18 protein-coding genes are annotated in these 25525 nt (G+C 67.2%); 7 read left to right on the top strand and 11 right to left on the bottom strand.

Annotation, left to right across the window (positions count from 1 at the left end):
* Positions 1-24: 24 nt before the first annotated feature.
* The 5 genes from AC0IZJ_RS01815 to AC0IZJ_RS01795 all read right to left on the bottom strand — a co-directional run bounded on the left by AC0IZJ_RS01815 (position 25) and on the right by AC0IZJ_RS01795 (position 9078).
* A complete protein-coding gene (locus AC0IZJ_RS01815; RefSeq protein ID WP_471846046.1) occupies positions 25-693 on the bottom strand; it encodes a PEP-CTERM sorting domain-containing protein in 669 nt (222 codons plus the stop codon).
* 109 nt (positions 694-802) lie between these two features.
* Positions 803-2311 (bottom strand): 4-alpha-glucanotransferase, encoded by a 1509-nt coding sequence (gene malQ, locus AC0IZJ_RS01810; RefSeq protein ID WP_471846044.1) that lies wholly within the window; start codon positions 2309-2311, stop codon positions 803-805.
* Positions 2308-4386, bottom strand: coding sequence for a glycogen debranching protein GlgX (glgX, locus tag AC0IZJ_RS01805; RefSeq protein ID WP_471846042.1), 2079 nt, complete (start codon positions 4384-4386; stop codon positions 2308-2310). The genes malQ and glgX overlap by 4 nt, the downstream gene beginning before the upstream one ends.
* 55 nt (positions 4387-4441) lie before the next feature.
* Positions 4442-6619, bottom strand: coding sequence for a 1,4-alpha-glucan branching protein GlgB (gene glgB, locus AC0IZJ_RS01800; RefSeq protein WP_471846040.1), 2178 nt, complete (start codon positions 6617-6619; stop codon positions 4442-4444).
* Entirely contained in the window at positions 6619-9078 is a 2460-nt protein-coding gene (locus AC0IZJ_RS01795) for a glycogen/starch/alpha-glucan phosphorylase (protein WP_471846038.1), read from the bottom strand. The genes glgB and AC0IZJ_RS01795 overlap by 1 nt, the downstream gene beginning before the upstream one ends.
* A gap of 353 nt (positions 9079-9431) precedes the next feature.
* Between AC0IZJ_RS01795 and AC0IZJ_RS01790 the strand changes: the two genes are divergently transcribed.
* From AC0IZJ_RS01790 to AC0IZJ_RS01760, 7 genes are all read left to right on the top strand, one after another.
* Positions 9432-10562: an ABC transporter ATP-binding protein gene (locus tag AC0IZJ_RS01790; protein ID WP_471846036.1), complete on the top strand. Its 1131-nt coding sequence runs from the start codon at positions 9432-9434 to the stop codon at positions 10560-10562.
* On the top strand, positions 10559-11728 hold the full coding sequence (gene malE / locus AC0IZJ_RS01785; RefSeq protein WP_471846034.1) for a maltose/maltodextrin ABC transporter substrate-binding protein MalE: 1170 nt from the start codon (positions 10559-10561) through the stop codon (positions 11726-11728). Before AC0IZJ_RS01790 ends, malE begins: the two co-directional genes overlap by 4 nt.
* A 5-nt stretch (positions 11729-11733) precedes the next feature.
* Positions 11734-13305 (top strand): maltose ABC transporter permease MalF, encoded by a 1572-nt coding sequence (gene malF / locus AC0IZJ_RS01780; protein WP_471846032.1) that lies wholly within the window; start codon positions 11734-11736, stop codon positions 13303-13305.
* A 348-nt stretch (positions 13306-13653) separates the two neighbouring features.
* Positions 13654-14544 (top strand): maltose ABC transporter permease MalG, encoded by an 891-nt coding sequence (gene malG, locus AC0IZJ_RS01775; protein ID WP_471846030.1) that lies wholly within the window; start codon positions 13654-13656, stop codon positions 14542-14544.
* A gap of 4 nt (positions 14545-14548) precedes the next feature.
* Positions 14549-16933: a glycoside hydrolase family 13 protein gene (locus AC0IZJ_RS01770; RefSeq protein ID WP_471846028.1), complete on the top strand. Its 2385-nt coding sequence runs from the start codon at positions 14549-14551 to the stop codon at positions 16931-16933.
* Entirely contained in the window at positions 16930-17808 is an 879-nt protein-coding gene (locus AC0IZJ_RS01765) for an aldo/keto reductase (protein ID WP_471846026.1), read from the top strand. Before AC0IZJ_RS01770 ends, AC0IZJ_RS01765 begins: the two co-directional genes overlap by 4 nt.
* A 118-nt stretch (positions 17809-17926) precedes the next feature.
* Positions 17927-18814 (top strand): hypothetical protein, encoded by an 888-nt coding sequence (locus AC0IZJ_RS01760; RefSeq protein WP_471846024.1) that lies wholly within the window; start codon positions 17927-17929, stop codon positions 18812-18814.
* Here the strand turns inward: AC0IZJ_RS01760 and AC0IZJ_RS01755 are convergent, their stop codons facing one another.
* The 6 genes from AC0IZJ_RS01755 to AC0IZJ_RS01730 are packed head-to-tail and all read right to left on the bottom strand — an operon-like array spanning position 18815 to position 25462.
* Positions 18815-19654 carry a PA4780 family RIO1-like protein kinase gene (locus AC0IZJ_RS01755; protein ID WP_471846022.1) on the bottom strand — a complete coding sequence of 280 codons (840 nt, stop codon included), beginning with the start codon at positions 19652-19654 and terminating at the stop codon, positions 18815-18817.
* Between the two features lie 19 nt (positions 19655-19673).
* A complete protein-coding gene (locus tag AC0IZJ_RS01750; protein WP_471846020.1) occupies positions 19674-20411 on the bottom strand; it encodes a sugar nucleotide-binding protein in 738 nt (245 codons plus the stop codon).
* The gene (locus tag AC0IZJ_RS01745; protein WP_471846018.1) at positions 20408-21688 is read right to left on the bottom strand and encodes an alpha-amylase family glycosyl hydrolase; all 1281 of its coding nucleotides are present in this window, start codon (positions 21686-21688) and stop codon (positions 20408-20410) included. Before AC0IZJ_RS01745 ends, AC0IZJ_RS01750 begins: the two co-directional genes overlap by 4 nt.
* An 8-nt stretch (positions 21689-21696) precedes the next feature.
* Positions 21697-23202 carry a tryptophan halogenase family protein gene (locus AC0IZJ_RS01740; protein ID WP_471846016.1) on the bottom strand — a complete coding sequence of 502 codons (1506 nt, stop codon included), beginning with the start codon at positions 23200-23202 and terminating at the stop codon, positions 21697-21699.
* Between the two features lie 2 nt (positions 23203-23204).
* Positions 23205-24737, bottom strand: coding sequence for a tryptophan halogenase family protein (locus AC0IZJ_RS01735; RefSeq protein WP_471846014.1), 1533 nt, complete (start codon positions 24735-24737; stop codon positions 23205-23207).
* On the bottom strand, positions 24734-25462 hold the full coding sequence (locus tag AC0IZJ_RS01730; protein WP_471846012.1) for a DUF6445 family protein: 729 nt from the start codon (positions 25460-25462) through the stop codon (positions 24734-24736). Before AC0IZJ_RS01730 ends, AC0IZJ_RS01735 begins: the two co-directional genes overlap by 4 nt.
* Positions 25463-25525: the final 63 nt, after the last annotated feature.

Here is a 25525-nt window from a genome sequence, read left to right as displayed (position 1 = left end):
CTTTTCAATTTGCGCGAGACGCGATCAACGCTGGCGGCGGCGGGCCAGGAAGCCCAAGATGCCCAGACCGGCCAGCATCAGCGCGTAGCTTTCGGGTTCCGGCACGGGGTTGGCCACGAAGCTGAAGCTCAACTTGTTCTGCGTCTGGCCTGTGATGGTGGCAAAGCTGTCAGCCGACGCGCCCAGCGTGATCGAAGCGTCCTTGATTTCCACGCTGTTGATACCGACGAGCGGGAGCGAAGCACTGCCCGCGAAGTAGCCAGAGAACGGAGGATTCGTCACGACCTTTGCCAGCGGCGTCGTCGGCAACACGAAGTCGGATCCGCCGTTCACGCTCACCGTGGCGTTCGCCGTCACGGACGTCGAGCCGTTGAACTCGGTGTAGACGAGATTGCCGAAGCTGCCTACCAGCGCACCGCTCAGTACATAGCCGCTGTTAGCGGTCAGCGTGAAGCTCGGCAGCGCGAACGAAGCAGAAGAGGCGGCCCCGCCGTTGTGAGCCAACGCCACGGAAATGGGCACCGACCAGTCGAAGCCGACAGCGCCACCGCTGCTGGACCAACTGCTAAGCCAACCGAACGTGGTCGTTTCGTCGTAGGTGACCGTGTATGCGCCCGCGTCGTAAACGGTGGTGGCAGAGGCCAGACCGGAAGCCAGCAGGGCTACAGCGGCGGCAAGAGTCTTCAATTGCATAGGTGTCTCCTTTTATGGTGGGGCAGAGCCCCCCGTACAAACCTGAAGGATGCTAAAGGGACAGGCCTGGCAGGAGTTCCCCCGATTCACGGGGCGATCTTTCACCGCCTTAGGGCAAATGCAGCAGCTCGAACGGCCCCCGCCCACTCGCGGCCGTGATCAGCCCCAGCACGCGCGTCGGCTCGCTGCCGATCCAGTCCCAATGGAAGCGCCAGCCCCAGTTGCCGCCGAGCACGCCCGGCACGTTCATGCGGTGGCTGCCGTTCAGGCCGAGCACGTCCTGCAGCGGATGCACGGCGATGTTGGCCACCGAGTTGGCGCAGGCGCGGATCATGGCCCAGTGGATGTCGTGGTCACCGCAGGCCAGATACGAGCCGGCGAACTGGCGCTCGCGCGGCCCCGCCTGCTCCCACCAGCCGCGCACGGTGTCGTTGTCGTGCGTGCCGGTGTACGCGACCGAGGCCCTGGGCCACATGTGCGGCAGGAACTCGTGGTCGCCTTCGCCACCGAAGGCGAACTGCAGGATCTTCATGCCGGGGAAGCCACAGCCGTCGCGCAGCTCGTGCACGTCGTCAGTGATGAAGCCCAGGTCCTCGGCCACGATGGGCAGCGGGCCCAGGGCCGCCTTGATGGCATCGAACAGCGCCATGCCCGGGCCAGGGAGCCACTGGCCCTGCCGCGCGTCCGGGCTGCTGGCGGGGATCTCGTAATAGCCGGCAAAGCCGCGGAAGTGGTCGATGCGGAAGACGTCGGCCTGGCTCAGCGCACGCTGGATGCGCGCCGTCCACCAGGCGTAGTTTTCGGCGGCCATCTTGTCCCAGCGGTACAGCGGGTTGCCCCAGCGCTGGCCCAGGGGCCCCAGGTCATCGGGCGGACAACCGGCGACGACGGTGGTCTGGAAGTCCTCGTCGAGGAAGTACAGGTCGGGGCGTGACCAGCAGTCGGCGCTGTCATGGGCGACGAAGATGGGCAGGTCGCCCATCAGGTGCACGCCACGCTCGTTGGCGTAGGCCTTCAGCGCGCTGCCCTGCACGTCGAACTGCCACTGCACGAACTGCCAGAAGGCGATCTCGTCGGCGTAGTCCTTGCGCGCCTTGGCCAATGCAGCGGGATCGCGCTTCTTCAGGCCGTCGCTCCATTCCCACCACGGCTGGCCGTTCAGCGGCGAGCGGATGGCCATGAAGAGCACGTAGTCGTCCAGCCAGCTCTGCTGCGACAGGCACCAGGCGGCGAAGGCGATGCGGTCTGAGTCGAGCGCGCCCGCAAAGAAGCCGGCCGCGGCGGCACGCAGCTGCTGCTCGCGCCAGGGCGTGACGACGCCGTAGTCGATGCGCTCGCCGTTGAAGTTGGGCACCTCGGGCTGCTTCAGCCAGCCTTTGGCGATCAGCGGCTCCAGCGCCACCATCCACTGGCTGCCGGCAAAGGCCGACACGCCCTGGTAGGGGCTGTCGCCGGGGCCGATGGGCGTCGTCGGCAGCAGCTGCCAAACGGACTGGCCGGCTGACTCCAACCAGTCGACGAAGCGGTAGGCATCAGGGCCGAAGTCGCCCATGCCGTGCGGGCCGGGCAGCGAGGTGATGTGCAGCAGCACACCGGAGGCGCGTTGATCGAGATTCATTGATGTCTCAAGACAAGGAGAGAGCGAGCCGGCACGTTGAGCGGCTGGCCAGGAAGAACGAGCGGCGCGGCCGATTCGCCGCTGCTGTCGAGCACGAGCTGCCAGGGGCCGTTGCAGAGCAGGAAGGGCAGCGGCTCCGGGTCGGGGTTGAAGACGATCATCAGCCGCGGCGATGTCGCGCCGGCCTCGCGCAGCTGGGCGCCAAACGCGCGCTGGCCGGCGTCGTGCCATTCATGCGGCGTCATCTCGTGGCCGCTGGGCGCGTACCAGGCGATGCTGGCCTCGCCCGGGCTGCTGGCAAACCAGCGCGGGTGGCGCAGCAGCGGCTCGGCGGCGCGCAGGGCCAGCAGCTCAGCGACCAGTTCGGTCGTCCGGAAGTCGGCCTGGTCCCAGTTGAGCCAGGTGGTCGGGTTGTCCTGGCAGTAGGCGTTGTTGTTGCCGCCCTGGCTGTTGGCGATCTCGTCGCCGGCGCACAGCATGGGCGTGCCCTGGGCCAGCAGGGTCGTCGCCAACAGCGCGCGGCGCACGCGTTCACGGGTGGCGTTGATGGCGGCGTCGGCGGTCGGGCCTTCGGCACCGAAGCTGGCGCAGAGTTCGCCGTCGCGGCCGTCGCGGTTGTCCTCGCCGTTGGCGTGGTTGTGCTTGGTGCTGTAGCTCGTCAGGTCGGCCAGCGTGAAGCCGTCGTGCACGGCGACGAAGTTGACCGAGGCGGTGGGCAGGCGCTGGCCGTGGTGGAAGACGTCGCTGGAAGCCATGAAGCGGCGCGCAAATTCGCCACGGCCGACACCCGCCCCCGCACCGAGCCAGTAGCCGCGTACGGCGTCGCGGAACTTGTCGTTCCACTCCAGGAAGCGGCCGGGGAAGCGGCCCACCTGGTAGCCGTCGTAGGCCGCGTCCCAAGGCTCGGCGATGAGGTGCACGCCGGCCAGCACCGGGTCCTGCCGCAGCGCGGTGAAGAAGGCGGCGTTCGAGTCATAGCCCTGACGCGTCCGGCCGAGCACGGGCGCGAGGTCGAAGCGGAAGCCGTCCACGCCCATCTCGGCGACCCAGTAGCGCAGGGAGTCCAGCACGAACTGGGTCACGCGCGGCTGCGAACAGCGGATGGTGTTCCCGCAGCCGGTGAGGTTCTCGTAGCGGCCCTTGTCATCGGCGGCGAGGCGGTACCAGGTGATGTTGTCCAGGCCGCGGAAGGACAGCGTCGGGCCGAACTCGTTGCCTTCGGGCGTGTGGTTGTAGACGACGTCCAGCACGACCTCCAGGCCGGCTTCATGAAGCGCCTCCACCATCTGGCGGAACTCGGCCGTCACGGCGGTCGGGTCCTGGCGATGCGGGCGCTGCGCCCAGCGCGGGTCGGGGCAGAAGAAGCCCAGCGTGTTGTAGCCCCAGTAATTGCGCAGGCCGCGCTCGGCGAGGTGAGGCTCATCAATGCAGTACTGCACCGGCAGCAGCGACAGCGTCGTCACGCCCAGGCGCTTGAAATGAGCTATCGACGCCGGGTGGGCGAGGCCCGCATAGGTGCCGCGCAGCTCCTCCGGCACGCCGGGCAGCAGCTTGGAGAAGCCCTTGACGTGGACTTCGTAAAGCACCACCTCGCCAGGCGCACGGCGGGGTTTGTGAGCGCGCGAATGGGCCACAGGGGGCGGCGGCACGCGAGCCTTGAGCGCCTGGGTGGCGTTGTCACGGTGGTCCAGCGAGCGCGGGCCGTCCGGGTGGCCCAGCTCGTAACCGTGGTGCTCGGCGCGCCAACCGAAGTGGCCGACGATCTCGCGCGTCCAGGGGTCGAGCAGCAGCTTGTGCGGGTTGAAGCGATGGCCCGTCTCGGGTGCGTAGGGGCCATGGGCTCGGATGCCGTAGACGAGTCCTGGGCCGACGCCGGGCAGGAAGCCATGGAAGACGCCGTCATGCGGGCCGTCCAGCGTGTAGCGGCGCAGCTCGCGCTGGCCTTCGCCATCGAACACGCACAGCTCGATGCGCGTCGCGTGCTCACTGGCGATGGCGAAATTGACGCCGCCATCGCGGGCGAGGGAGCCCAGTGGCTCATGCCAGCCGGGTTGGAGATCGGGTAGGTGTGCCATCAGCGAACCGCTAGCAAGCACGATGCCGAGGAAACCGCTTTGTCGAGCATGGAGATCAGATCGGAACGAAAAACACCGTCGCCAGCGGCGGCAGGTTGATCAGGATGGAGAGGCGCTTGCCATGCGCCGGCACGGCCTGCACCGGCAAGCCGGCGGCGGCGACGCCGTTGCCCATGTTGCTGCCGCCGTAGTAGGCGGAGTCGGTGTTCAGCGCCTCGCGCCACGCCGTCACGCCGTCCGGCACGCCAAGCGAGTAGCCCTCGCGCGGCACCGGCGTCATGTTGCTGACGACGATGACCATGCGCCCGGTGCCGTCGCGCCGCACCCAGGCGTAGATGGAATGCTCGGCGTCATGCGCGCTGATCCACTCGAAGCCGCCCGCCTCGCAGTCCAGCCGGTGCAGCGCGCTGTGTTCGCGGTAGAGCTTGTTCAGGTCGCGCACGAGGCGCTGCACGCCGGCATGGCGGTCGTCTTCCAGCAGGCCCCAGGGCAGGCCTTCGGCATGGTTCCACTCGTTTCGCTGCGCGAACTCCTGGCCCATGAAGAGCAGCTTCTTGCCCGGGTGGCCCCACATGAAGCCGTAGTAGGCGCGCAGGTTGGCGAACTTCTGCCAGTCGTCGCCCGGCATCTTGGCCAGCATGCTGCCCTTGCCGTGCACCACCTCGTCGTGCGAGATCGGCAGCATGAAGTTCTCGCTGAACGCGTAGATCAGGCCGAAGGTCATCTTGTCGTGATGCCAGCGGCGGTTGATCGGGTCCTCGGCGATGTAGCGCAAGGTGTCGTTCATCCAGCCCATGTTCCACTTGTAGTGGAAGCCCAGGCCACCGGTGTAGGTGGGCGCCGAGACGCCGGGGAAGCTGGTGCTTTCCTCGGCCACGGTGATGGCGCCTTCGATCTCGCCGACGTGCTCGTTCATCTCGCGCAGCATGGAGATGGCTTCGAGGTTCTCGCGGCCGCCGCGGATGTTCGGGATCCACTCGCCCGCCGGCCGCGAATAGTCGCGGTAGAGCATGCTGGCTACGGCGTCCACGCGCAGGCCGTCGACGCCCCAGCGCTCGATCCAGTACCGCGCGCTGCCGACCAGGAACTGGCGCACCTCGGTGCGGCGAAAGTTGTAGATCAGCGTGTTCCAGTCGCGGTGGAAGCCTTCCTTGGGGTCCGCATACTCGTAGATGCGCGTGCCGTCGAACTCGGCCAGGCCGTGCGGGTCGGCGGGGAAGTGCGCCGGCACCCAGTCCAGCAGCAGGCCCAGGCCCGCGTCGTGGCAGGCCTTGACGAAGCGGGCGAAGCCCTCGGGCGGGCCGAAGCGGGCGCTGGGCGCGTACATGCCCAGCGTCTGGTAGCCCCAGGAGCCGTCGAAGGGATGCTCGGAGATGGGCATCAGCTGCAAGTGCGTGAAGCCCATGTCGGCCACGTAGGCGGGCAGCTGCTCGGCGAGTTCGTCCCAGGTCGGGAATTCACTCGTCAGGCCACGGCGCCAGGACGCGGCATGCACTTCGTAGACGCTGATGGGCGACTCACGCCGGTTGGCGCGCTCGCGCTGGCGCGGCAGCGGCGTGACCTCGGGCAGCGGCGCCACGATGCTGGCCGTGTCGGGCCGCAGCTGGGCGCGGCGGGCGTACGGGTCGGCCTTCAGCGGCAGCAGCGTGCCGTTGCCGCTGACGATCTCGAACTTGTAGAGATCGCCTTCGGCCGCATGCGGCACGAAGATTTCCCACACGCCGGCCTGGTGGCGCAGCCGCATCGGGTGGCGGCGGCCGTCCCAGTTGTTGAAGTTGCCGACGACACTGACGCGCCGGGCGTTGGGCGCCCAGACGGCGAAGCGCACGCCGCTGACGTCGCCGTACTGCACGAGGTGGGCACCCAGGCTCAGGTAGGGCCTGAAGTTGCGGCCCTCGGCCAGCGCCTTCAACTCGTCGTCGCTGAGCTGGGGATAGAAGTTGTAGGGGTCGGCATAGACACCCTCCCCGCCACCGGTCCAGCGCACGGCCAGCCGGTAGTCGAAGCGGTGCTTGCGCCGGGGCACCAGCGCTTCCCAGAGGTCGCCCCGGCGGCGCTCCAGCTCGACGATGCGCTTGCCGCTGCCGGCATCCAGCAGCGCCACCTCGTCGGCCCCCGGCAGCAGCACGCGCACCCACAGCCGGCCGTTGTCGTCCGCGTGAAGGCCGAGCCGGCCGAAGGGGTCGGCGTGGCGGCCCGACAGGAGAAGTTCAACGTCGGCGTCGTTCAGCATCAGTTCAGGGATTTGACGGACCAGACCCGGTCCACGTACTCGGCGATCGTGCGATCGGACGAGAACGGACCCATGCCGGCAATGTTGCGCAAGGCGCGTTCAGCCCAGGCGGCGCGGTCGGCGAACAGCGTGTCGACCTTGGCCTGGGTGGCGACGTAATCGGCGAAATCGGCCATCAGCAGGTAGACGTCGCGGTGGAGCAGGCTGTCGACAAGGGGGCGGTAGCGCTCGGTGTCGCCATTGCTGAAGACGCCGGCCGAGATGGCGTCGATGACGCGCTTGAGCTGGCGATTCTCTTCGACGTACAGGCGCGGGTCGTAGCCTAGCTGCTTGATCTTGGCGACGGCGTCGGCGCGCAGGCCGAACACGAACATGTTCTCCACGCCCATGGCCTCGGCCATCTCGATGTTGGCGCCGTCCCAGGTGCCGATGGTCACCGCGCCGTTCATGCCGAACTTCATGTTGCCGGTGCCCGAGGCCTCGGTGCCGGCCGTGGAGATCTGCTCGGACAAGTCGGCCGCCGGGATGATGCTCTCGGCGAGCGTGACGCTGTAGTTGGGCAGGAACACAAGCTTGAGCTTGTCGCCCACCCGCGGGTCGCTGTTGATGACGCGTGCCACGTCATGCGCCAGGCGCACGATGCTCTTGGCCGTCTGGTAGGCCGAGGCGGCCTTGCCGGCAATGATGACGGTGCGCGGCACCCAGTTCAGCTCGGGGTTGTCGCGGATCGCCTGGTAGCGGCTGATGACGTGCAGCAGGTTCAGCAGCTGGCGCTTGTACTCGTGGATGCGCTTGATCTGGATGTCGAACAGGCTGTCGACGTTGACGGCCAGCCCCAGCTCGCGGCGAATGACCGCTGCCAGGCGCTCCTTGTTGGCCCGCTTCACGGCCAGGAATTCCTCACCCAGCTCGCGGTTGGCGGCCAGCGGCGCCAGTTCGCCGAGCTCGGCCAGGTTCTTGCGCCAGCCTTCGCCGATACGACCATCCAGCAGCGTCGACAGCAGCGGGTTGGCCTGCTCCAGCCAGCGGCGCGGCGTCACACCATTCGTCACGTTATGGAAGCGCTCGGGCCAGACGCGGGCGTAGTCCGCAAAGATGGTCTGCACCATCAGCTCGGAGTGCAGCGCCGCGACGCCGTTGACGCGGTGCGACGCGACCAGCGCGACGGACGCCATGCGCACGCGGCGGTCGCTGCCGTGGCTGCCTTCATCGATGAGGGACACGCGCGAGGCAAAGGCGTGGTCGCCGGGGAAGCGCTCTTCCAGCTCGGCCAGGAAGCGGTGGTTGATCTCGTAGATGATTTCCAGGTGGCGCGGCAGCAGGGCCTCGAACATGCGCACCGGCCAGGTTTCCAGCGCCTCGGGCATCAGCGTGTGGTTGGTGTAGGCCACGGCCTGGCGCGTGATCCTCCAGGCCTCGTCCCAGCCCAGGCCCTGCTCGTCCAGCAGCAGGCGCATCAGCTCTGCCGGGGCGAGCGCCGGGTGGGTGTCATTCAGGTGGATGGCGTTGCTCTTGCCGAGGTTGTGCAGTGAGCCGAACTCGCGCAGGTGGCGGGCCACCAGGTCCTGCAACGAGGCGCTGACGAGGAAGGCCTCCTGCTTCAGGCGCAGCTCGCGGCCGGCCTCCGTGGAGTCGTCCGGGTAGAGCACCCAGTTGATGGAATCGGCCAGCACCTGGTGGCGGGCCGCGCCGACATAGTCGCCCTCGCAGAAGGGCTTGAAGGCGATGGGCGAGGCCGTGGCCTGCCACTGGCGCAGCGTGGAGACGCGCTCGCTGTGGTGGGCCGGCACGATGAAGTCGTAGGCCTGGGCCTCGATCTCGTAAGCCGGCTGCCAGCGGCGCACGCCGGTGGCATCGGCCTCTACGCGGCCGCCGAAGCCGACATGGAAGCGCAGGTCGTGGCGCGGCAGCTCCCAGGCGGGCGTGTCACGCGTCCAGTCGTCGGGCTGCTCCAGCTGGCGGCCCTGGCTGATGATTTGCGCGAAGGTGCCGTAGTGGTAGCGCAGGCCATAGCCGAAGGACGGGAGTTCCAGTTCTGCGAAGGAATCAAGGAAGCAAGCGGCCAAGCGGCCGAGGCCGCCGTTGCCCAGGGCGGCGTCCGGCTCCCGCTCCAGCACGTCGCCGAGGCTCAGACCCTGCTCGGTCAGCTTGGCCTCCAGCGGCTCGGTGAGCTTGAGCGCCGCGAGCGCGTTGGACAGCGCGCGACCCATCAGGAATTCCATCGACAGATAGTGCACGCGGCGCACCGGCGCCTTGTCGCCGCGCCGGGCGTCGGCGGCTTGCGTGGTGGCCCAGCGGCGGGCCAGCGTCTCGCGGCAGGCGATGGCGGCGGCATGCAGCGCGGCCTGCGGCGTGGCACCGTGGCTGGACTGCGAGAGCTCGCGCTCATACGCGGTCTCGAACGCGGCGCGCAGGGCCAGGGTTTCGGCGGTAACGGCAGGGGACGCGAGGGGCTTCATCGCAGGGGCCTTGGAAGTGCGTTCAACGTTCAGCGGCGAGCTGAGGCGGGTTCGGGTGTTCATCAGTGCCAGCCCTCGGGGACGAGGGAAGAATGCTACCGGACCGGGAGCGGTGCCTGAAGTATCGGCCAGCTCCGAAGCATCGTGTAGTTTGACTACATCGGGAAAACCCGGGACGTTTTGCAAATCATTGATACGTAAGGACTTCATGAAGAAATCCGCGCGTATCCGCTGTTGTTACCAGCACACCAAGCGCTGTATATTGTCTACAAAGCATGGCGAAGCAAGAAAATCTCGCCGTCAAATGATGAGACAAGCCGGTCGTTGGACGCCCGGCGACTGAAAGGTTAGAAGTGGCAGACGTTCGACTCACCGGCGTTGAAAAAGCCTATGGCGACATCCGCATCCTGCATGGCATCGACCTGGAGATTCGCGACGGCGAGTTCATGGTGTTCGTCGGCCCGTCGGGCTGCGGCAAGAGCACTCTGCTGCGCACCATCGCCGGCCTGGAGGAGATCACCGGCGGTGAACTGACCATTGGCGGGCGCGTCGTCAACGACGTGCCGCCTAGCGAGCGCGGCATCGCGATGGTGTTCCAGTCGTATGCGCTCTACCCGCATATGAATCTGTTCGACAACATGGCCTTCGGATTGAAGCTGGCCAAGGTGCCGAAGGCGGAGATTGAGACGGCGGTGCGCACGGCGGCAAAGATCCTGCACATCGAGCATCTGCTGGATCGCAAGCCCAAGGACCTGTCCGGCGGTCAGCGTCAGCGCGTCGCCATCGGTCGCGCCATCGTGCGCAAGCCTGAGGTGTTCCTGTTCGACGAGCCACTGTCGAACCTGGACGCCGCCCTGCGCGTGCGCATGCGCTACGAGTTCGCCAAGCTGCACGAAGACCTCAAGACCACGATGATCTACGTGACCCACGACCAGGTGGAGGCCATGACGCTGGCTGATCGCATCGTCGTGCTGAGCGCCGGCAAGATCGAGCAGGTGGGTTCGCCGCTGGAGCTGTACGAGCATCCGCGCAACCTCTTCGTGGCCGGCTTCATCGGCAGCCCGAAGATGAACTTCATCGAGGGCGAGCTGGTCGCCATCGAGGCGGGTCATGTCGACGTGAGGCTGAATGGCGGCAACGTCGTGCTGCGTGCCAAGGTGGACGGCAGCGCCGCCAACCTGGGCGACAAGGTGACGCTGGGCGTGCGACCGGAGCACATCCGCCAGGGCGCTCAGAACAGTGAGGGCAATCTGCTGCACAGCACCGTGGCCTTCGTCGAGTCGCTGGGCGGCATCACCTTCGCCTACTGCCCCTACCCCGGCCTGGAAGAGCCGCTGACCTGCCAGTTCGAAGGCCGCAACGGCTGCGACCGCCTGCGCAGCGGCCAGGAACTGGACCTGCACCTGCCGGCTGAGGCGCTGTATGTGTTCGACGCCAACGGCCTGGCGCTGCGCCGGCTCGCTGCGCCGGAGTTGCAGGCATGAAGTGGTTGGCACTGGTGGTTGCGCTGGTGGCCGCACCGGCGCTGGCCGAGACGCCCAGGCTCCTCGTCTGGATCAACGGCGACAAGGCCTACAACGGTCTTCAGAAGGTGGGCGACGCCTTCGAGAAGGTCTCGGGCGTCAAGGTCGTCGTCGAGCACCCGGTCGACCCGACCGACAAGTTCCAGCAGGCCGCCGGCGCCGGCAAGGGCCCGGACATCTTCTGCTGGCCGCATGACCGCATCGGCGAGTGGGCCAAGGCCGGGCTGCTGACGCCGCTGCGGCCGTCGGCCAAGCTGAAAGCCGAGTCCGAGGAAACGGCCTGGCAAGCACTCAGTTATCGGGGCCGAATCTGGGGCTATCCGATCGCCATCGAGACGACGGGCCTCATCTACAACAAGGCGCTGGTGAAGACCCCGCCGCAGACCTGGGACGAGGTCATGGCGCTGGACAAGCAGCTCCAGGCTCAAGGCAAGCACGCCATCCTCTGGCACTACACGAAGAGCTTCTTCACCTGGCCGATGCTGGCGGGTGCCGGCGGCGTCATCTTCGGCCGTGACGCGCTTGGCGACTTCGACGCCAGCAAGGTGGATGTCAACAACGCCGGCGCTCTGCGCGCCGCGCAGACGCTGGACAGCCTCATCCGCAACGGCCACATGCCCAAGGGCGCCAACTACGCCGAGATGGAATCGGCCTTTGCGCGCGGTGACGTGGCCATGATGATCTCCGGCCCTTGGGCCTGGGACAACGCCAGGCGCGCCAAGATCGACATCGGCGTGGCACCCATCCCGGCCGTCGTCGCCGGCAAGCCGAGCCAGAGCTTCGTCGGCGTGCTCGGCTGCATGATTTCGGCGCCGAGCAAGAACAAGGACATCGCCAAGGAGTTCATCGAGAACCACCTGATGCGGCCCGAGGCGCTGAAGGTGCTGGATGCCGACGTGCCCATCGGCGTGCCGGCCAACAAGGCCTTCTACGCCGAGCTGTCGGTCAACCCGCTGATCAGCGCGAGCATGACCAACGCCCGCAACGGCGCGCCCATTCCCAACATCCCCGAGGTCGGCCGCTTCTGGACCGCGATGGACGCAGCGCTGGAAGCCATCACCAACGGACTGCAATCACCGAAGGACGCGCTCGACGGCGCGGCCGCACGGATGCTGTTGAACAAATGAACGCCTTGTCTTCCTCCCTGGGCCAGGGCGCCTATTCGACGCTGCCACCCACGCTGACCGAGAAGTTGTCGAAATGGCTGCACTGGCCGCTGGCCGTGGCGGCGATGGTCGCGGCGCTCTATTTCGTCTTCGTCGTCTACACGACCGGCCAGGCCGCCTGGGCAGTGGGCCTGCTGGTGCTGTTCACGGCCGGCTTCTACGTCTACCTGACCAGCAGCGGCTTTGCCTGGCGCTACCTCTTCCCCGGCATTGCCGGCATGCTGGTGTTCATCGCCTTCCCGCTGGTCTACACGGCGCAGATCGGCTTCACCAACTACTCCAGCACCCACCTGCTCAACGAGGGCCGCGTGCGCGAGTACCTGCTGGAGCAGCATGACGCGGTGGAAGATCAGGTGCTGGCCTACAGCCTGCACGCAAGCGGCGCCGAATATCGGCTCGTCCTGAGTGCTGACGGTGAGACCGCACCGCGCTGGGTGTCCCCACCACTGGCGTTGCGCGCCGGCAAGCCGCTGCGCGTAGAGCTGAACGCCGCGGAAGCCGCCTCTGCGCCGGCTTCGCCCGCCCTGCCCCTGCCTGAGCTGATCAAGCACCGCGAGGCACTGGCCGCCCTCGTGCTCGTGCAGCCCGACAAGACGGAACTGCACTACCTCGGCCTGCGCGAGTTCGGCCCCGTCAAGCCGCAGTGGACCGCCAATGCCGACGACAGCCTGACCCGCAACGCCGACGGCGCCGTCTTCACGGCCAACCGCGAGACGGGGTTCTTCCAGTCGGCCAGCGGCGAAGTCCTGCAACCCGGCTTCAAGGCCTTCATCGGCGTGGGCAACTACACCCGCATGCTGTTCGACGCCGAGTTCCGCGGCCCCTTCCTGTCCATCTTTTCGTGGACGGTCGTGTTCTCGGCGGTGACCGTCATCTTCGCCACGGCCATCGGCATGCTGTTCGCCGTGATGCTGAACTGGGAGGGCATGAAGTACCGCACGACGTACCGCACGCTGCTCTTCCTGCCGTATGCGGTGCCGGGCTTCATCTCCATCCTCGTCTTCAAGGGCCTGTTCAACCAGAACTTCGGCGAGATCAACGCCATCCTGAACGCGCTGTTCGGCGTCAAGCCGGCCTGGTTTGCGGACCCGCTGCTGGCCAAGACCATGCTCGTCATCGTCAACGTCTGGCTGGGCTACCCCTACGTGATGATCCTGTGCTCAGGCCTGCTGAAGTCCATCCCGGCCGACCTCTACGAAGCCTCGGCCCTGGGCGGTGCCAGCCCCGCCACCAACTTCTTCAGGATCACCGCGCCGCTCATCATCAAGCCGCTGGCGCCGCTGCTGGTGAGCGCCTTCGCGTTCAACTTCAACAACTTCGTGCTGATCGCGCTGCTGACCGACGGCCGGCCGGACTTCCTGTCCACCAAGCTGCCGGCGGGCCAGACCGACATCCTCGTCAGCTACACCTACCGCATCGCGTTCAAGGACTCGGGCTCGGACTTCGGGCTGGCGGCGGCGATCTCGACGTTGATCTTCTTCCTGGTGGCGGCGTTGTCGCTGATCAATCTGCGGTTGTCGGCGAGGGCGCAGCGATGAGTTCGATGGATTGGCAAGCACGGCAAGCGAGGAACTACGTTGCTACGGCCAGTGGCCTTCGCGCTCGCCAGGCACAAGCAGTCCACTGGACTCCTTGTGTCCGGGCTTGCTCCCCCGTCCGCTGCGCGACCTCCTCCTTTACCTCCGTTCCTCGCTCGCCGCACTCGCCAATCGACACCGGCTGTTTTCATCGAACAAAACAGCCGGTGCCGGATCAGGCCGGGTGGGCGGGCTGCGCAGGTAAAGGAATGAATTTGCCGCCCGTTCAGGGACGGCAAAGAAGGGACACGGAGCAGACCGCCCACCCGGTCTGATCCATCCCACAAACATCCAGGAGCTCAAAAACAAATGGCCATCGTCCTCGGCAAACAAGCCCGCTGGCGCACCTTCGCCGCTCACGCGGTGATGTGGGTCTTCATCGCCATCACCCTGTTCCCACTGCTGGCCGTCGTGTCCATCTCGCTGCGCCCCGGCAACTTCGCCACTGGCAGCCTGATCCCGACCGAGATCAGCCTGGAGCACTGGCAGCTGGCGCTCGGCATTCCCTACCAGGCGGCCGACGGCAGCCTGGTACAGCCGCCCTTCCCCGTGCTCACCTGGCTGTGGAACTCCATCAAGATCGCCACCGCCTCGGCCTTCCTCATCGTCGCCATTTCCACCAGCGCGGCCTACGCCTTCGCGCGCATGAAGTTCCGCTTCGACCGGCCCGTGCTCAACGGCATGCTGCTGTTGCAGATGTTCCCACCGGTACTGGCGCTGGTGGCGATCTTTGCCATCTTCGAGACCATCGGCAACTACGTGCCGGCGCTGGGCGTCGAGACGCATGCCGGCTTGGTGCTCGCCTACCTCGGCGGCATCGCCACGCATGTGTGGACGATCAAGGGCTACTTCGAGACCATCCCCGTCGAGATCGAGGAGAACGCCAAGGTCGACGGCGCCACGCACTGGCAGGCCTTTTCGCGCGTGCTGCTGCCCATGGCCATTCCCATCCTGATGGTGGTGTTCGTGCTGGCCTTCATCGGCACGATCATCGAGTACCCGGTCGCCTCCATCCTGCTGCGTGAGGAAGGCAACCTCACGCTTGCGGTGGGCTCCAAGTACTTCCTTCATGACCAGCGCTTCCTGTGGGGCGACTTCGCGGCAGCGGCCGTGCTGTCGGGCTTGCCGATCACGCTGGTCTTCCTGCTCGCGCAGCGCTGGATCGTCTCTGGCCTCACCGCTGGCGGCGTCAAGGGCTAATCAAATGTTGAAGACCATCGCGCTGTGCACAGCGCTGTTTTCGTTCGTCCCCGGAACGCAAGCGGCCTGCACCAAGCCGCCGCTCGGCGACGCCACCCTCTACCTTCGCGGCGGCATCAACAACTGGGCGGCGCAGGACGAGCAGGCCTTCGAGTACCGCTGCGATGCCTACTACCTGAACCTCAGCGCCAAGGGCACGCAGGAGTTCAAGCTCGCCGATGAGGACTGGACGGCCAGCCTGACCATTGGCGGCGACGCCAAGGGCCAGCCTGCCCGGGGTGGCCCCGGCAACATCAAGCGCGACTTCAGCGGCGAGCACACGCTGCGCCTGAGCTTCGCCGCCGACGGTGCGCCGCGCCTGGATGTCGGCCCCAGGACCTTCAAGCCGACGCCGCCGGAGCCCATCACCGACAAGGCCGCGCTCACGACCCGCTTCGACTCCCGCAACGCCGGGTCCAAGGCACCTTTCGGCGCCCAGCCGGCCGGCAGCGAAATCCGTTTCAACATCGGCAACGACGTGCCCGGCCTGAAGCGCGCCACCCTCGTCATCGAGCGCCGTCAGATGACAGGCAACCAGGAGCAGTTGGCCTACGAACCCGTGGCTCGCATCGCCATGACGCCGCATGCCCGCGGACTGGGCGCGGGCTTCTCGGCCAGCCACCGCTTCGACGCGACCGGCATCTACGGCTACTGGTTCGAGATCGAGACGGCACAGGGCAAGTACGCGCTTCAGAACAACAAGAACACGATCTATTGGACTCGCGAGAAGGGCTCCATGGGCCCGGCCTCGGTGGAGCGCCTGCCCGCCAACCTGAACCGCATTCGCCGCTACCGCCAGACCGTTTACGCGCCTGACTTCAAGGTGCCGGACTGGGCTCGGGACATCGTCTACTACTACGTCTTCCCCGAGCGCTTCCGCAACGGCGACAAGACCAACGACCCGCGCCCCGGCGGCGGCCGGCCGCAGGACCGCTACCAGGACCGCGACGTCGAGCGTCACGCCACCTGGAACGAGAAGCCCTTCAAGCCAGGCACCGGCGACAGATCCGACAAGCTGTTCAACAACGACTTCTTCGGCGGTGACCTCGCCGGCATCATCGAGAAGCTCGACTACATCAAGAGCCTGGGCGCCAACGCCCTCTACCTGACACCGGTGTTCCGCGCGCCCAGCAACCACAAGTACGACGCGGCCGACTACAAGCAGATCGACCCGGCCTTCGGCACGAATGAAGACTTCGTACGCCTCTGCGCCGAGGCGGCCAAGCGTGGCATCCGCGTCATCCCCGACACCTCGCTGAACCACGTCGGCAGCGACTCGCCCTACTTCAACCGCTTCAACAACTTCCCCAAGGGCGGCGCTTTCGACGGCGGCAAGATCAACCCCGCCTCGCCCTATGCGAGCTGGTTCAAGTTCAAGCCCGAAGAGAACGACCCGGACAAGCAGTTCCAGGGCTGGGTGGGTGTGAAGGACCTGCCGGAGCTGAACAAGGACGATCCTTCATGGCGCGCCTATGCCTACCGCGACAAGGACTCGGTGACGAACTACTGGCTGGACCGCGGCGCGGCCGGCTGGCGCATGGACGTGGCGCCCTGGGTGCCCGACGACTTCTGGCGCGAATGGCGCCAGGCGGTGAAGGCCAAAAAGCCCGACGCGCTGACCGTGGCCGAGACGTGGTTCGATGCGAGCAAGTACCTGCTGGGGGACATGTTCGACTCGACGATGAACTACATCTTCCGCAACGCCGTGCTGGACTACGCCGCCGGCAAGCCTGCGAGAGAGACCTATGCCAACCTGGAACTGCTGCGCGAGGCCTACCCGCAGCAGGCGCTGTATGCGCTGATGAACCTGCTCTCCACGCATGACCAGGCCCGCGCGCTGCACCACTTCGGCTATCAGGATGACGGCAATGCCGCCGCCCTGAAGCTCGCCAAGCAGCGCCTGCGCCTGGCCGTGTTCTTCCAAATGACCTACCCCGGCTCGCCGACGATCTACTACGGCGACGAAGTGGGCCTGGGCGGTGGCGACGACCCCTTCAACCGCGCGCCCTACCCCTGGGCCGACGAAGGCGGCCAGCCCGACGAGGCGCTGCTGGCCGATTTCAAGCGGCTCACCCAACTGCGCCACGACCTGCCCGTGCTGCGCCATGGCTCTTTGAGCGCGCCACTGTTCGTCGATGACCATGTCGTCGTGCTGGCTCGCGAGGACGGCAAGGCCTGGGCCCTCACCGCCACGAACAACAGCACCGAGGCCATGACGGTCAGCGTCGTCGTGCCGATGGAAGCCGGCACGCTGCGCGATGCGCTCGGCGGCACTGAGGTCACCGTGAAGAACCATCGCGTCCAGCTGACCGTACCGCCGCTGTTCGGCCGCGTCCTCGTCAATCAATGATCCTGAACAACCTCGGCCACACCGGCCTCAAGGTGTCCGCGCTGGGCTTCGGCGCGATGCACATCAATGACGAGCGCACGAGCGAAGCGGAGGCCGGCGCCCTGCTCAACCATGTGCTCGATGAAGGCATCTCCCTCATCGACACCGCACGAGGCTACGGCCTCAGCGAGGCCCGCATCGGCCGCCACATCGCCCACCGCCGCGCGGAATTCGTGCTGTCTACCAAGGTCGGCTACGGCGTCGAGGGCGTGCCAGACTGGACCTATGACTGCATCGTCGCCGGCGTGGAGCGCGCACTCAGGCTGATGAAGACGGACTGGCTGGACATCGTCCACCTGCACTCCTGTCCGCTGCCTGTCCTTGAGCAGGGCGACGTCATCCGCGCGCTGGCCGACTGCCGCGAGCAAGGCAAGCTGCGCGTGCCGGCCTACTCGGGCGACAACGCCGAGATTGACTTCGCCATTGCCAGCGGCGCCTTCGGCAGCGTGCAGACCTCCATCAGCGTCTGCGACCAAGCCCACCTCGCGCAGCGCGCCGCGCTGGCCGACCACGCGGGCATCGGCGTCATCGCCAAGCGCCCGCTGGCGGGGGCCATCTGGCGCCATGCCGAGCGGCCCGGCGACTTTGCAGAAGGCCAGTACTGGGACCGCTTCCAGGCGATGGATCTGCCGACGCAGGAAGACTGGGCCGACATCGCCCTGCGCTTCGCCGCCTTCCACACCGGCGCCGCCAGCGCCATCGTCGGCACGGCGAAGCCAGCCAACCTGCGCCGCAACCTCGATGCGATCACACGCGGCCCGCTCCCGCCCAGCCTGGTCCGCACGCTGCGGGACGCCTTTGCTCCCCACAGCAACGAATGGCCGGGCCTGATCTGACGCTGCGCGCCCCGCGAAAGCAAGCCGGCAAGGCGCGCTGCCAGCAGCCCTGACCGAAGCCCTCGGGATTGCAGTTGCCCCGAGCGCCTGCCGTCCGGCTGAAGCATGATGTCGGCCCATGCCGTCGCCCACGCCCCTGCGCCGCCGCTCGCTGCTCGCTCTGCCGATCCTGCTCGCTGGCCAGCCGCTGCACGCACGATCAGCCGGAGCCGTGCGCCTGCCGCGCCACGTCAGCATGCCCGACCCGCAGCTGCTCTATGTGCGCCGCCTCGTCGAGCTGGCGTTGAGCCGCGCCGGCAGCAAGCTGGAGGTGCGCACCGTCGACCTCGACATGGCTCAGGGCCGCACCCTCATCGAACTGGCCGCCGGCCGCAGCCCCATCGATCTGATGTGGACCATGACCGACCGCTCGCGCGAGTCATCTGGCTTGCTGCCGGTGCGCATTCCCATCGACCGCGGCCTGCTCGGCTGGCGGCTGCTGCTGGTGCGCCGCAGCGAGCTGGCGCAATGGGCGCAGGTGCGCAGCCTCAAGGCCCTGGGCGAGCGCCTGGCTGGCCAGGGGCATGACTGGCCCGATACCACCATCCTCCGAGCCAACGGCCTCCAGGTCGGCACCAGCAGCGTCTACGAGTCCCTGTTCCGCATGCTGGCCGCTGGCCGCATTGACTACTTCCCGCGCTCCATCCTGGAGATCGACGCCGAGCTGGCCGGCGGCCGCTACCCTGAACTGGCCATCGCGCCAGACCTGATGCTGCACTACCCGGCGGCGGGCTATCTCTTCGTGAGCCCGAGCCGGCCGGAACTGGCCGCCGAACTGAAGGTGGGGCTGGAGGCGGCGGTGGCTGACGGCAGCTTCCAACGCTTGCATCGCGAACAGTACGGCGCCGTGATCAAGGCTCACCCGGTCTCGGCCGGGCGCGTGCTGAAGCTGAGCAACCCGCTGCTGCCTGCCGAGACGCCCACATGGCGCCGCGAGCTTTGGCTGCGGCCGGGCGAGGCAGCCTAGTCAACCCATGCGCATCACCCGCTCCGCCTCTTCCAGCCTTGCATCCTCGATCTCGCGCAGCACGCTGGACAGGTCCACTTCGCCCGGCTTGCGCTCGTAGCGGCCGGTCAGCGGCATGCCGGGGGCCAGTTGGCCGGCGGCGTAGATCGCCCAGATCTCGGGGCCGTACTGCGTGGCCAGCAGGCCCGGGGCGTACTGGCCGAAGAAGTTGCGCAGGTTGTTGACGTCGCGGATGAGCATGCGCGGCGCGTGGTTGTTGCCGGCAGCATCCACGGCCTGGGGCAGGTCGATGATGACCGGCCCGTCGGCGGCCAGCAGCACGTTGAACTCCGACAGGTCGCCGTGGATGACGCCCGCGCAGAGCATGCGCACCACCTCGTCGATCAGCGTGGCATGGTGCCGGCGCGCATCGGCCTCGCTGAAGCTCAGGTCGTTCAGGCGCGGCGCCGCGTCGCCGTGTTCGTCGGCCACCAGTTCCATCAGCAGCACGCCGTCGTGGAAATTGCCCGGCTGGGGCACACGCACGCCGGCCGCAGCCAGGCGGTACAGGGCATCGACCTCGGCGCTCTGCCAGGCGGCCTCCTGCTGCTGGCGGCCGTAGGTGGTGCGCTTGGCCATCGCGCGCCCCTGGCGGCTGTTGCGCACCTTGCGGTTCTCGGTGTAGTCCACCGCCTGGCGGAAGCCCCGCTTGTTGGCCTCCTTGTAGACCTTGGCCGCACAGGTGTCGTCGCCGCAGCGCACCACGTAGACGTCGGCTTCCTTGCCGCTCTTCAGCTGCCGCACGACGCTGTCGATCAGCCCTTCTTCAATCAATGCCTGCAGGCGCGGGGGTGCTTTCATGGCCCCATTGTCGACGGCCTCAGGCGCGGAGCAGCCGGGCGGACAGCGGCGGCAAGCCGCTCGGACCTCCGACAAGGCGCTGGTCATGGCGATAGTCCTCGTTGGCCTCCACCCGCCAGTCGCGCTTGAAATGGCTGGCCAAGGCCCGGGCGATCGCGTCGAAGCGCCAGGCCTCCTCGGCGTTGCTGTCCAGGTGGTGCACGCCGGGCAGCGGGCGTTCGATGAGGCCAAGCAGCGCCGCCGCCGTGTCCGTCATGAAGGAGCAGGCCGGCGTCCAGGCGCTGCTCGCCTTCACGCGACCATCGCGCTGCGCCCACTCGTCCAGCGTCAGCAGCATGTTGTTGCCGGGTCGGCTCTCGTCGATCTGCCAGCCGATGCGGGCGATGACGGGCCGGGAGTTGGCCAGCAGCACGGCGTCCTCGCATTCGGCCTTGTAGCGGCCGTAGTCGTTGCTGGAATTGCGCGCGTCGGCCACGTCGTGCGGGCCGTCGGGTACCGGGTCGAACACCATGACCGTGCTCGTGAACAGGAAGTTCGGGCAGCGCGACGCCAGCCAGCCGGCGAAGCGCGCCGAGCTCATGCCGAGGTGGGCGATGGCGTCCACCGATTGCGCCGAGAGCCAGGCGGCCGACAAGGCTTCGTTCTCGATGTCCACCGCCTTGCGGTCCCAGCCGATGACTTCGTGCCCGGCCGCACGCGCGGCCTCGGCCAGACGGGGCGCCAGCGTGCCGTTCAGGCCGGTGATGAGGATCTTCATGACAGCGTCCAGCCCCAGGGCTTGAGCGTGTGGCCCTGCCAGGCCTGCTCGGTCTTCGACAGATTGACAGCGACACGAACGATGTCGCTGCCCAGCTTGCGCTCGAAGGCAACCACATCGCCTTGCGAGGCCAGCAGCGTCACGGGCGCGCCGTACTGCCCAGCCGCCAGCGCCGGATGCTTGTGCTTCAGTGCGATGAGCTGCTGGTAGAAGCCGGTCAGCTCATAGCTCTTCCACGCGATAGGGTCCTTCTCGAAGAACTCCAGCTTCTTGGTCAGCCGCGACTCCTGGCCGTTGTAGATCAGCGGCATGCCGGGCAGCGTGAAGCTCAGCACGGCCAGCGCCTGGTAGGCGTCGCCATACAGATCGGCGTCCGTGCCGTGCCAGGAGTTGAAGTCGTGGTTGCTGGTGAAGCGCATGCGGTAGGCATGGGCCGGGTAACCGGCCGGCTGCTTCGCCAACCAGGCCTTGAGCAAGGGCGCACCCGCCTCGCCCTTGCCGATCTTCTTGAACACCTGGTCGGCCAGATCCCAGGAGTAGGTCATGTCGAAGGCGCCACTGGTGTGCAGATCCACGGCGTCGGACTCGGCCAGCATGAACATGGGCTTGAGCGCGTCCAGTTCCTTGCGGGTGCGCACCCAGAAATCGGTCGGCACCAGACTGGCCACGTCACATCGGAAGCCGTCGAGGTCGACCTCGCGCACCCAGAACTTCATCGCCTCGACCATCGCATCGCGCAGGCCTGGGCTCTTGTAGTTGAGCGCGATGACATCGTCCCAGTGCTCCTCGCCGGGCTGGCCTTCGTTGAAGGTGACGGGGTAGACCTCGCCCTTGGCGTTGAGCTTGAACCAGTCCTTGTGCGCCGTGGCCCAGACATGGTCCCAGGCGGTGTGGTTGGCCACCCAGTCGAGGATGACCTTCAAGCCGAGCTTGTGCGCTGCGGCGACAAAAGCCTTGGCATCGGCCAGCGTGCCGAACTCGGGGTTCACGGCCGTGTAGTCGCTGATGGAGTAATAGCTGCCCAGCGTGCCCTTGCGGTTGAGTTTGCCGATGGGTTGCACGGGCATCAGCCAGAGGATGTCGACACCCAGTGCCTTGAGGCGCGGCAGGTCGGCCTGCACGGCCTGGAAGGTGCCGGCCTGCGAGTACTGGCGTACGTTGACCTGGTAGATGACGGCCTGGCGGGTCCAGGCCAGGTGGGGCATGTCGAGGGGAGCACTAATGGCGGGCAAGGCGAGGGAAGAAGCGGCAGTCAGCATCGTGCGGCGGGTGGGCATGGGAGTCCTCATCGGGGCGCCGCGCAATGGCGGGCGATGTAGTCAGCGTGGTCGGGCATCAGCGCCACGCTGCCCTGCACCGCGCGGTGCACGGCCTCCAGGTAGGCGCGCACGCGGTCGTCGGGCTGCAGCGCGGCGAAGGGGTGGAAGCCGTCGGGCAGCAGGTTCTGCCCGGCCATGACCTGCAGCCAGGCGGCCTCGGCGAAGAGCTCGCTGTTGAAGCGGGTCACGCGGCCGTGGGCCTTGTAGAGATCGATCTTCTGCCGCAGCGACTCAGGCACGGCCATGTGGGCGCAGTCGCGCCAGAAGGTGGAGTCGTCGCGCTGGTTGACGTGGTAATGCAGCACGATGAAGTCGCGGATGCGCTCCCAGTGGAAGCGGCTCTGCGCATTGAACTCGTCCACGTCGGCCGCGCTGAAACCGCGGTCGGGAAAGAAGTCGATCAGCAACTGAATGGTCTGCTGCACGAGGTGGATGCTGGTGGACTCCAGCGGTTCCAAAAAGCCGCCCGCCAGGCCGATGGCGACGACGTTGCGGTGCCAGGCCTTGCGGCGCATGCCGGCCCTGAAGCGCAGCGGGCGCGGGTCGGACAGCGGCTTGCCGTCGAGGTTGGCCAGCAGCGTGGCGGCGGCATCGTCGTCGCTGACATGAGCACTGCTGTAGACGTGGCCATTGCCGGTGCGGTGCTGCAGCGGGATGCGCCATTGCCAGCCGGCGCGGTGGGCGGTGGCGCGGGTGTAGGGCGTCAGCGGCGCCACCGATTCACAGGGCACGGCCAGCGCGCGGTCGCAGGGCAGCCAGTGGCTCCAATCATCGAAGCCGGTCTTCAGCGTCTCCTCGATGAGCAGCGCGCGAAAGCCTGAGCAGTCGATGAACAACTCGCCTTCGATGCGCTCGCCGCTCTGCAGCACGACGGCGCTGACATCGCCCGACTCGCCACGCGTCGCATGCGTGATGCGCCCCTCGGTCCGCTGCACACCGCGCGCCTCGGCAAGCTTGCGCAGGTAGCGCGCGTAGCGGCCGGCGTCGAAGTGGTAGGCGTAGGCAACGTCGGCCAGCGGCGAATTGGCCGGCTCGGGCCGCGCCGGCATGAAGCGGTTGGCGCGCGCTGCGACCTGGTTGATGGCGTAGTCGCCCAGCGGCCGTGCGCGGCCGGCCAGACGCATGCGATGCCAATACTGCTCGAAGCCGACGGTCCACAAGTCCTGCCCGATGCGGCCGAAGCCGTGCATATAGCGGTCGCCCACGCGGCCCCAGTTGACGAACTCGATGGCCAGCTTGAACGTGCCGCCCGTCTCGCGCAGGAACTCGTTTTCGTCGATGCCGACGATGCGGTTGAAGCGCTGAATCAGCGGGATGGTGGCCTCGCCCACACCGACGGTGCCGATCTCGTCGGACTCCACCAGGCGGATGCGGTAGCGGTCGCCCACCACCGCTGCCAGGCCCAGCGCCGTCATCCAGCCCGCGGTGCCGCCGCCGACGATGACGATGTCGCGGATCAGCGCGCCCTGCATGCTCACATGCGCCTGGCCGCGCAGTGCTCGGCGATGTAGGCCGCGTGGTCGGGCATGACCTCCACGCACTTGGCGATGACCTGCCGCACGCCTTCCAGATAGTCGTGCGTGTCCTGCTCGCCTTGCAGGTCGGCCAGCGGGTGGTAGCGCTGCGGCGTCAGGTTCTGGCCCTCCATGACCTGGATCCAGCCGACCTCGGCAAACAGCTCGTTGTCACGCCGCACGACACGGCCGTGGCTGCGGTAGAGGTCCAGCTTTTCCTGCAACGAGTCCGGCACCGACATATGAGCGCAGTCCTGCCAGAAGGCTGAGTCGTCGCGCTGGTTCAGGTGGTAATGCAGGATGACGAAGTCGCGGATGCGCTCGTAGTGGAAGCGGCTGTGGCGGTTGAACTCGGCAATGTCGTTGGCGCTGAAGCCGCGGTCCGGGAAGAAGTCGATCAGCTGCTGGATGGCCGTCTGGATCAGGTGGATGGACGTGGACTCCAGCGGCTCCAGGAAGCCGCTGGACAGACCGATGGCGACGACGTTCTCCTTCCAGGCCAGCTTGCGCATGCCGGTCTGGAAGCGGATGGGGCGCGGGTCAGCCAGCGGCTTGCCGTCCAGGTTGGCCAACAGCGTGGCGGCGGCCTCGTCGTCGCTGATGTGCGCACTGCTGTAGACATGGCCGTTGCCGATGCGGTGCTGCAGCGGGATGCGCCATTGCCAGCCGGCACGGTGGGCCGTGGAGCGGGTGTAGGGCGTCAGCGGCGAGACCGACTCGCAAGGCACGGCCATCGCGCGGTCGCAGGGCAGCCAGTGCGTCCAGTCCTCGAAGCCGGTCTGCAATGTCTGCTCGATCAGCAGGGCGCGAAAGCCCGAGCAGTCGATGAACAGGTCGCCCGCGATGCGCTCGCCGCTTTCCAGCACGACGGCGTCCACATGCCCGGCGTTTTTCTCAGGATTAGCGCCCTCGCCTCGCCGCGTGGCGTGGGTGATCTTGCCCTCGATGCGCAGCACGCCGCGTTGCTCGCTCAACTTGCGCAGGTAGCGCGCGTAGAGGCTGGCGTCGAAGTGATAGGCGTAGGCAATCTCGCCCAGCGGCGAGTTGCCGAGGTCGGTGCGCGGCGGCATGAACTTGTTGGCCAACGCCGCCATGCGCGAGATGCTGTACTGCTCCAGCGGCTGCGCGCGACCCAGCTTGCGCATGCGGTGCCAGTACTGCTCGAACTGCACGGTCCACAGGTCCTGTCCCAGCCGGCCGAAGCCGTGCATGTAGCGGTCACCCAGCTTGCCCCAGTTCACGAACTCGATGCCCAGCTTGAAGCTGCCGTGGGTCTCGCGCACGAACTCGTTCTCGTCGATGCCGACGACACGGTTGAAGCGCTGGATCATCGGGATGGTCGCCTCGCCCACGCCGACCGTGCCGATTTCGTCGGACTCGACGACCAGGATGCGGTAGCGGCCGCGCAGCACGGTGGACAGTGCGGCGGCGGCCATCCAGCCGGCGGTGCCGCCGCCGACGATGACGATGTCCTGGATCAAGGGAGTGTTCATGGATGTCTTGTGACTGCGGTCTGGCGCCGGCAGGGGAAGAAGCCGTTCAATGTGAGGCGCCCGGTGGTGGCATCGTCGCCGAGAAGATCGGGCCGGTCGATGGCCGCCGAGTGGTAGCCCCCGCCGTCGTAGATGACCATGCGGTTCCACGCCGCGGGCACGGTTGCCACGCAGTCGAAGTAGGCCGAATCTTCAGCCTGATAGCCCGGCGCGATGCCATGCCTGGCGGAGAAGTCTGCGGGCGGCAGCGCCTGGGCGTCGCGGAAAAGCACGGCCAGCTCCTGCGCCGGCCGTCGGGGCACGAAGAAGTTCGTGCCGCCCAACTCCGGGTTGCGGAACAGATAGAGCACAGAGGCGGCGAACATCGCTTCCGGCTCGTTCTCGTCGATGCGGTCGCGATGGCACAACCACTGCAACGGCTGCAATTGCTGAACGGGCGTGCTGGTCAACGCCAGCCGCACATAGGCAGCCTGGCAGCGCCTCAGCGCAAGCGGCCCGCGCGCGTGTTGCCAGAACAGGTCGCGCAGGCGCGTGTCGAACTCGTCCGGCAGACCCATCACCAGGCCCGGATAGAGGTTGCCCTCGGGCGCCTCGAAGCGGTGGACGGCCGCCCACTGCACGACCGCTTCGGGCTGCAGCAGCACGTCATCCAGCACAACGACGCGCAGCCCCTCTGCCGGCTCCAGCACCTGTACGCGCGGCTGCGGGTTGAACAATCGGTTCATGACGAAATTCGACCCCCAGGTGCAGAAAGCCCCTGCCGGATCGCTCCGGCAAGGGCTGTCACG

Source organism: Roseateles sp. AC306 (genome assembly GCF_979253795.1).
The sequence above is the reverse complement of the archived record's forward strand: the minus strand, read 5'-3'. Positions and strand labels throughout refer to the sequence as shown.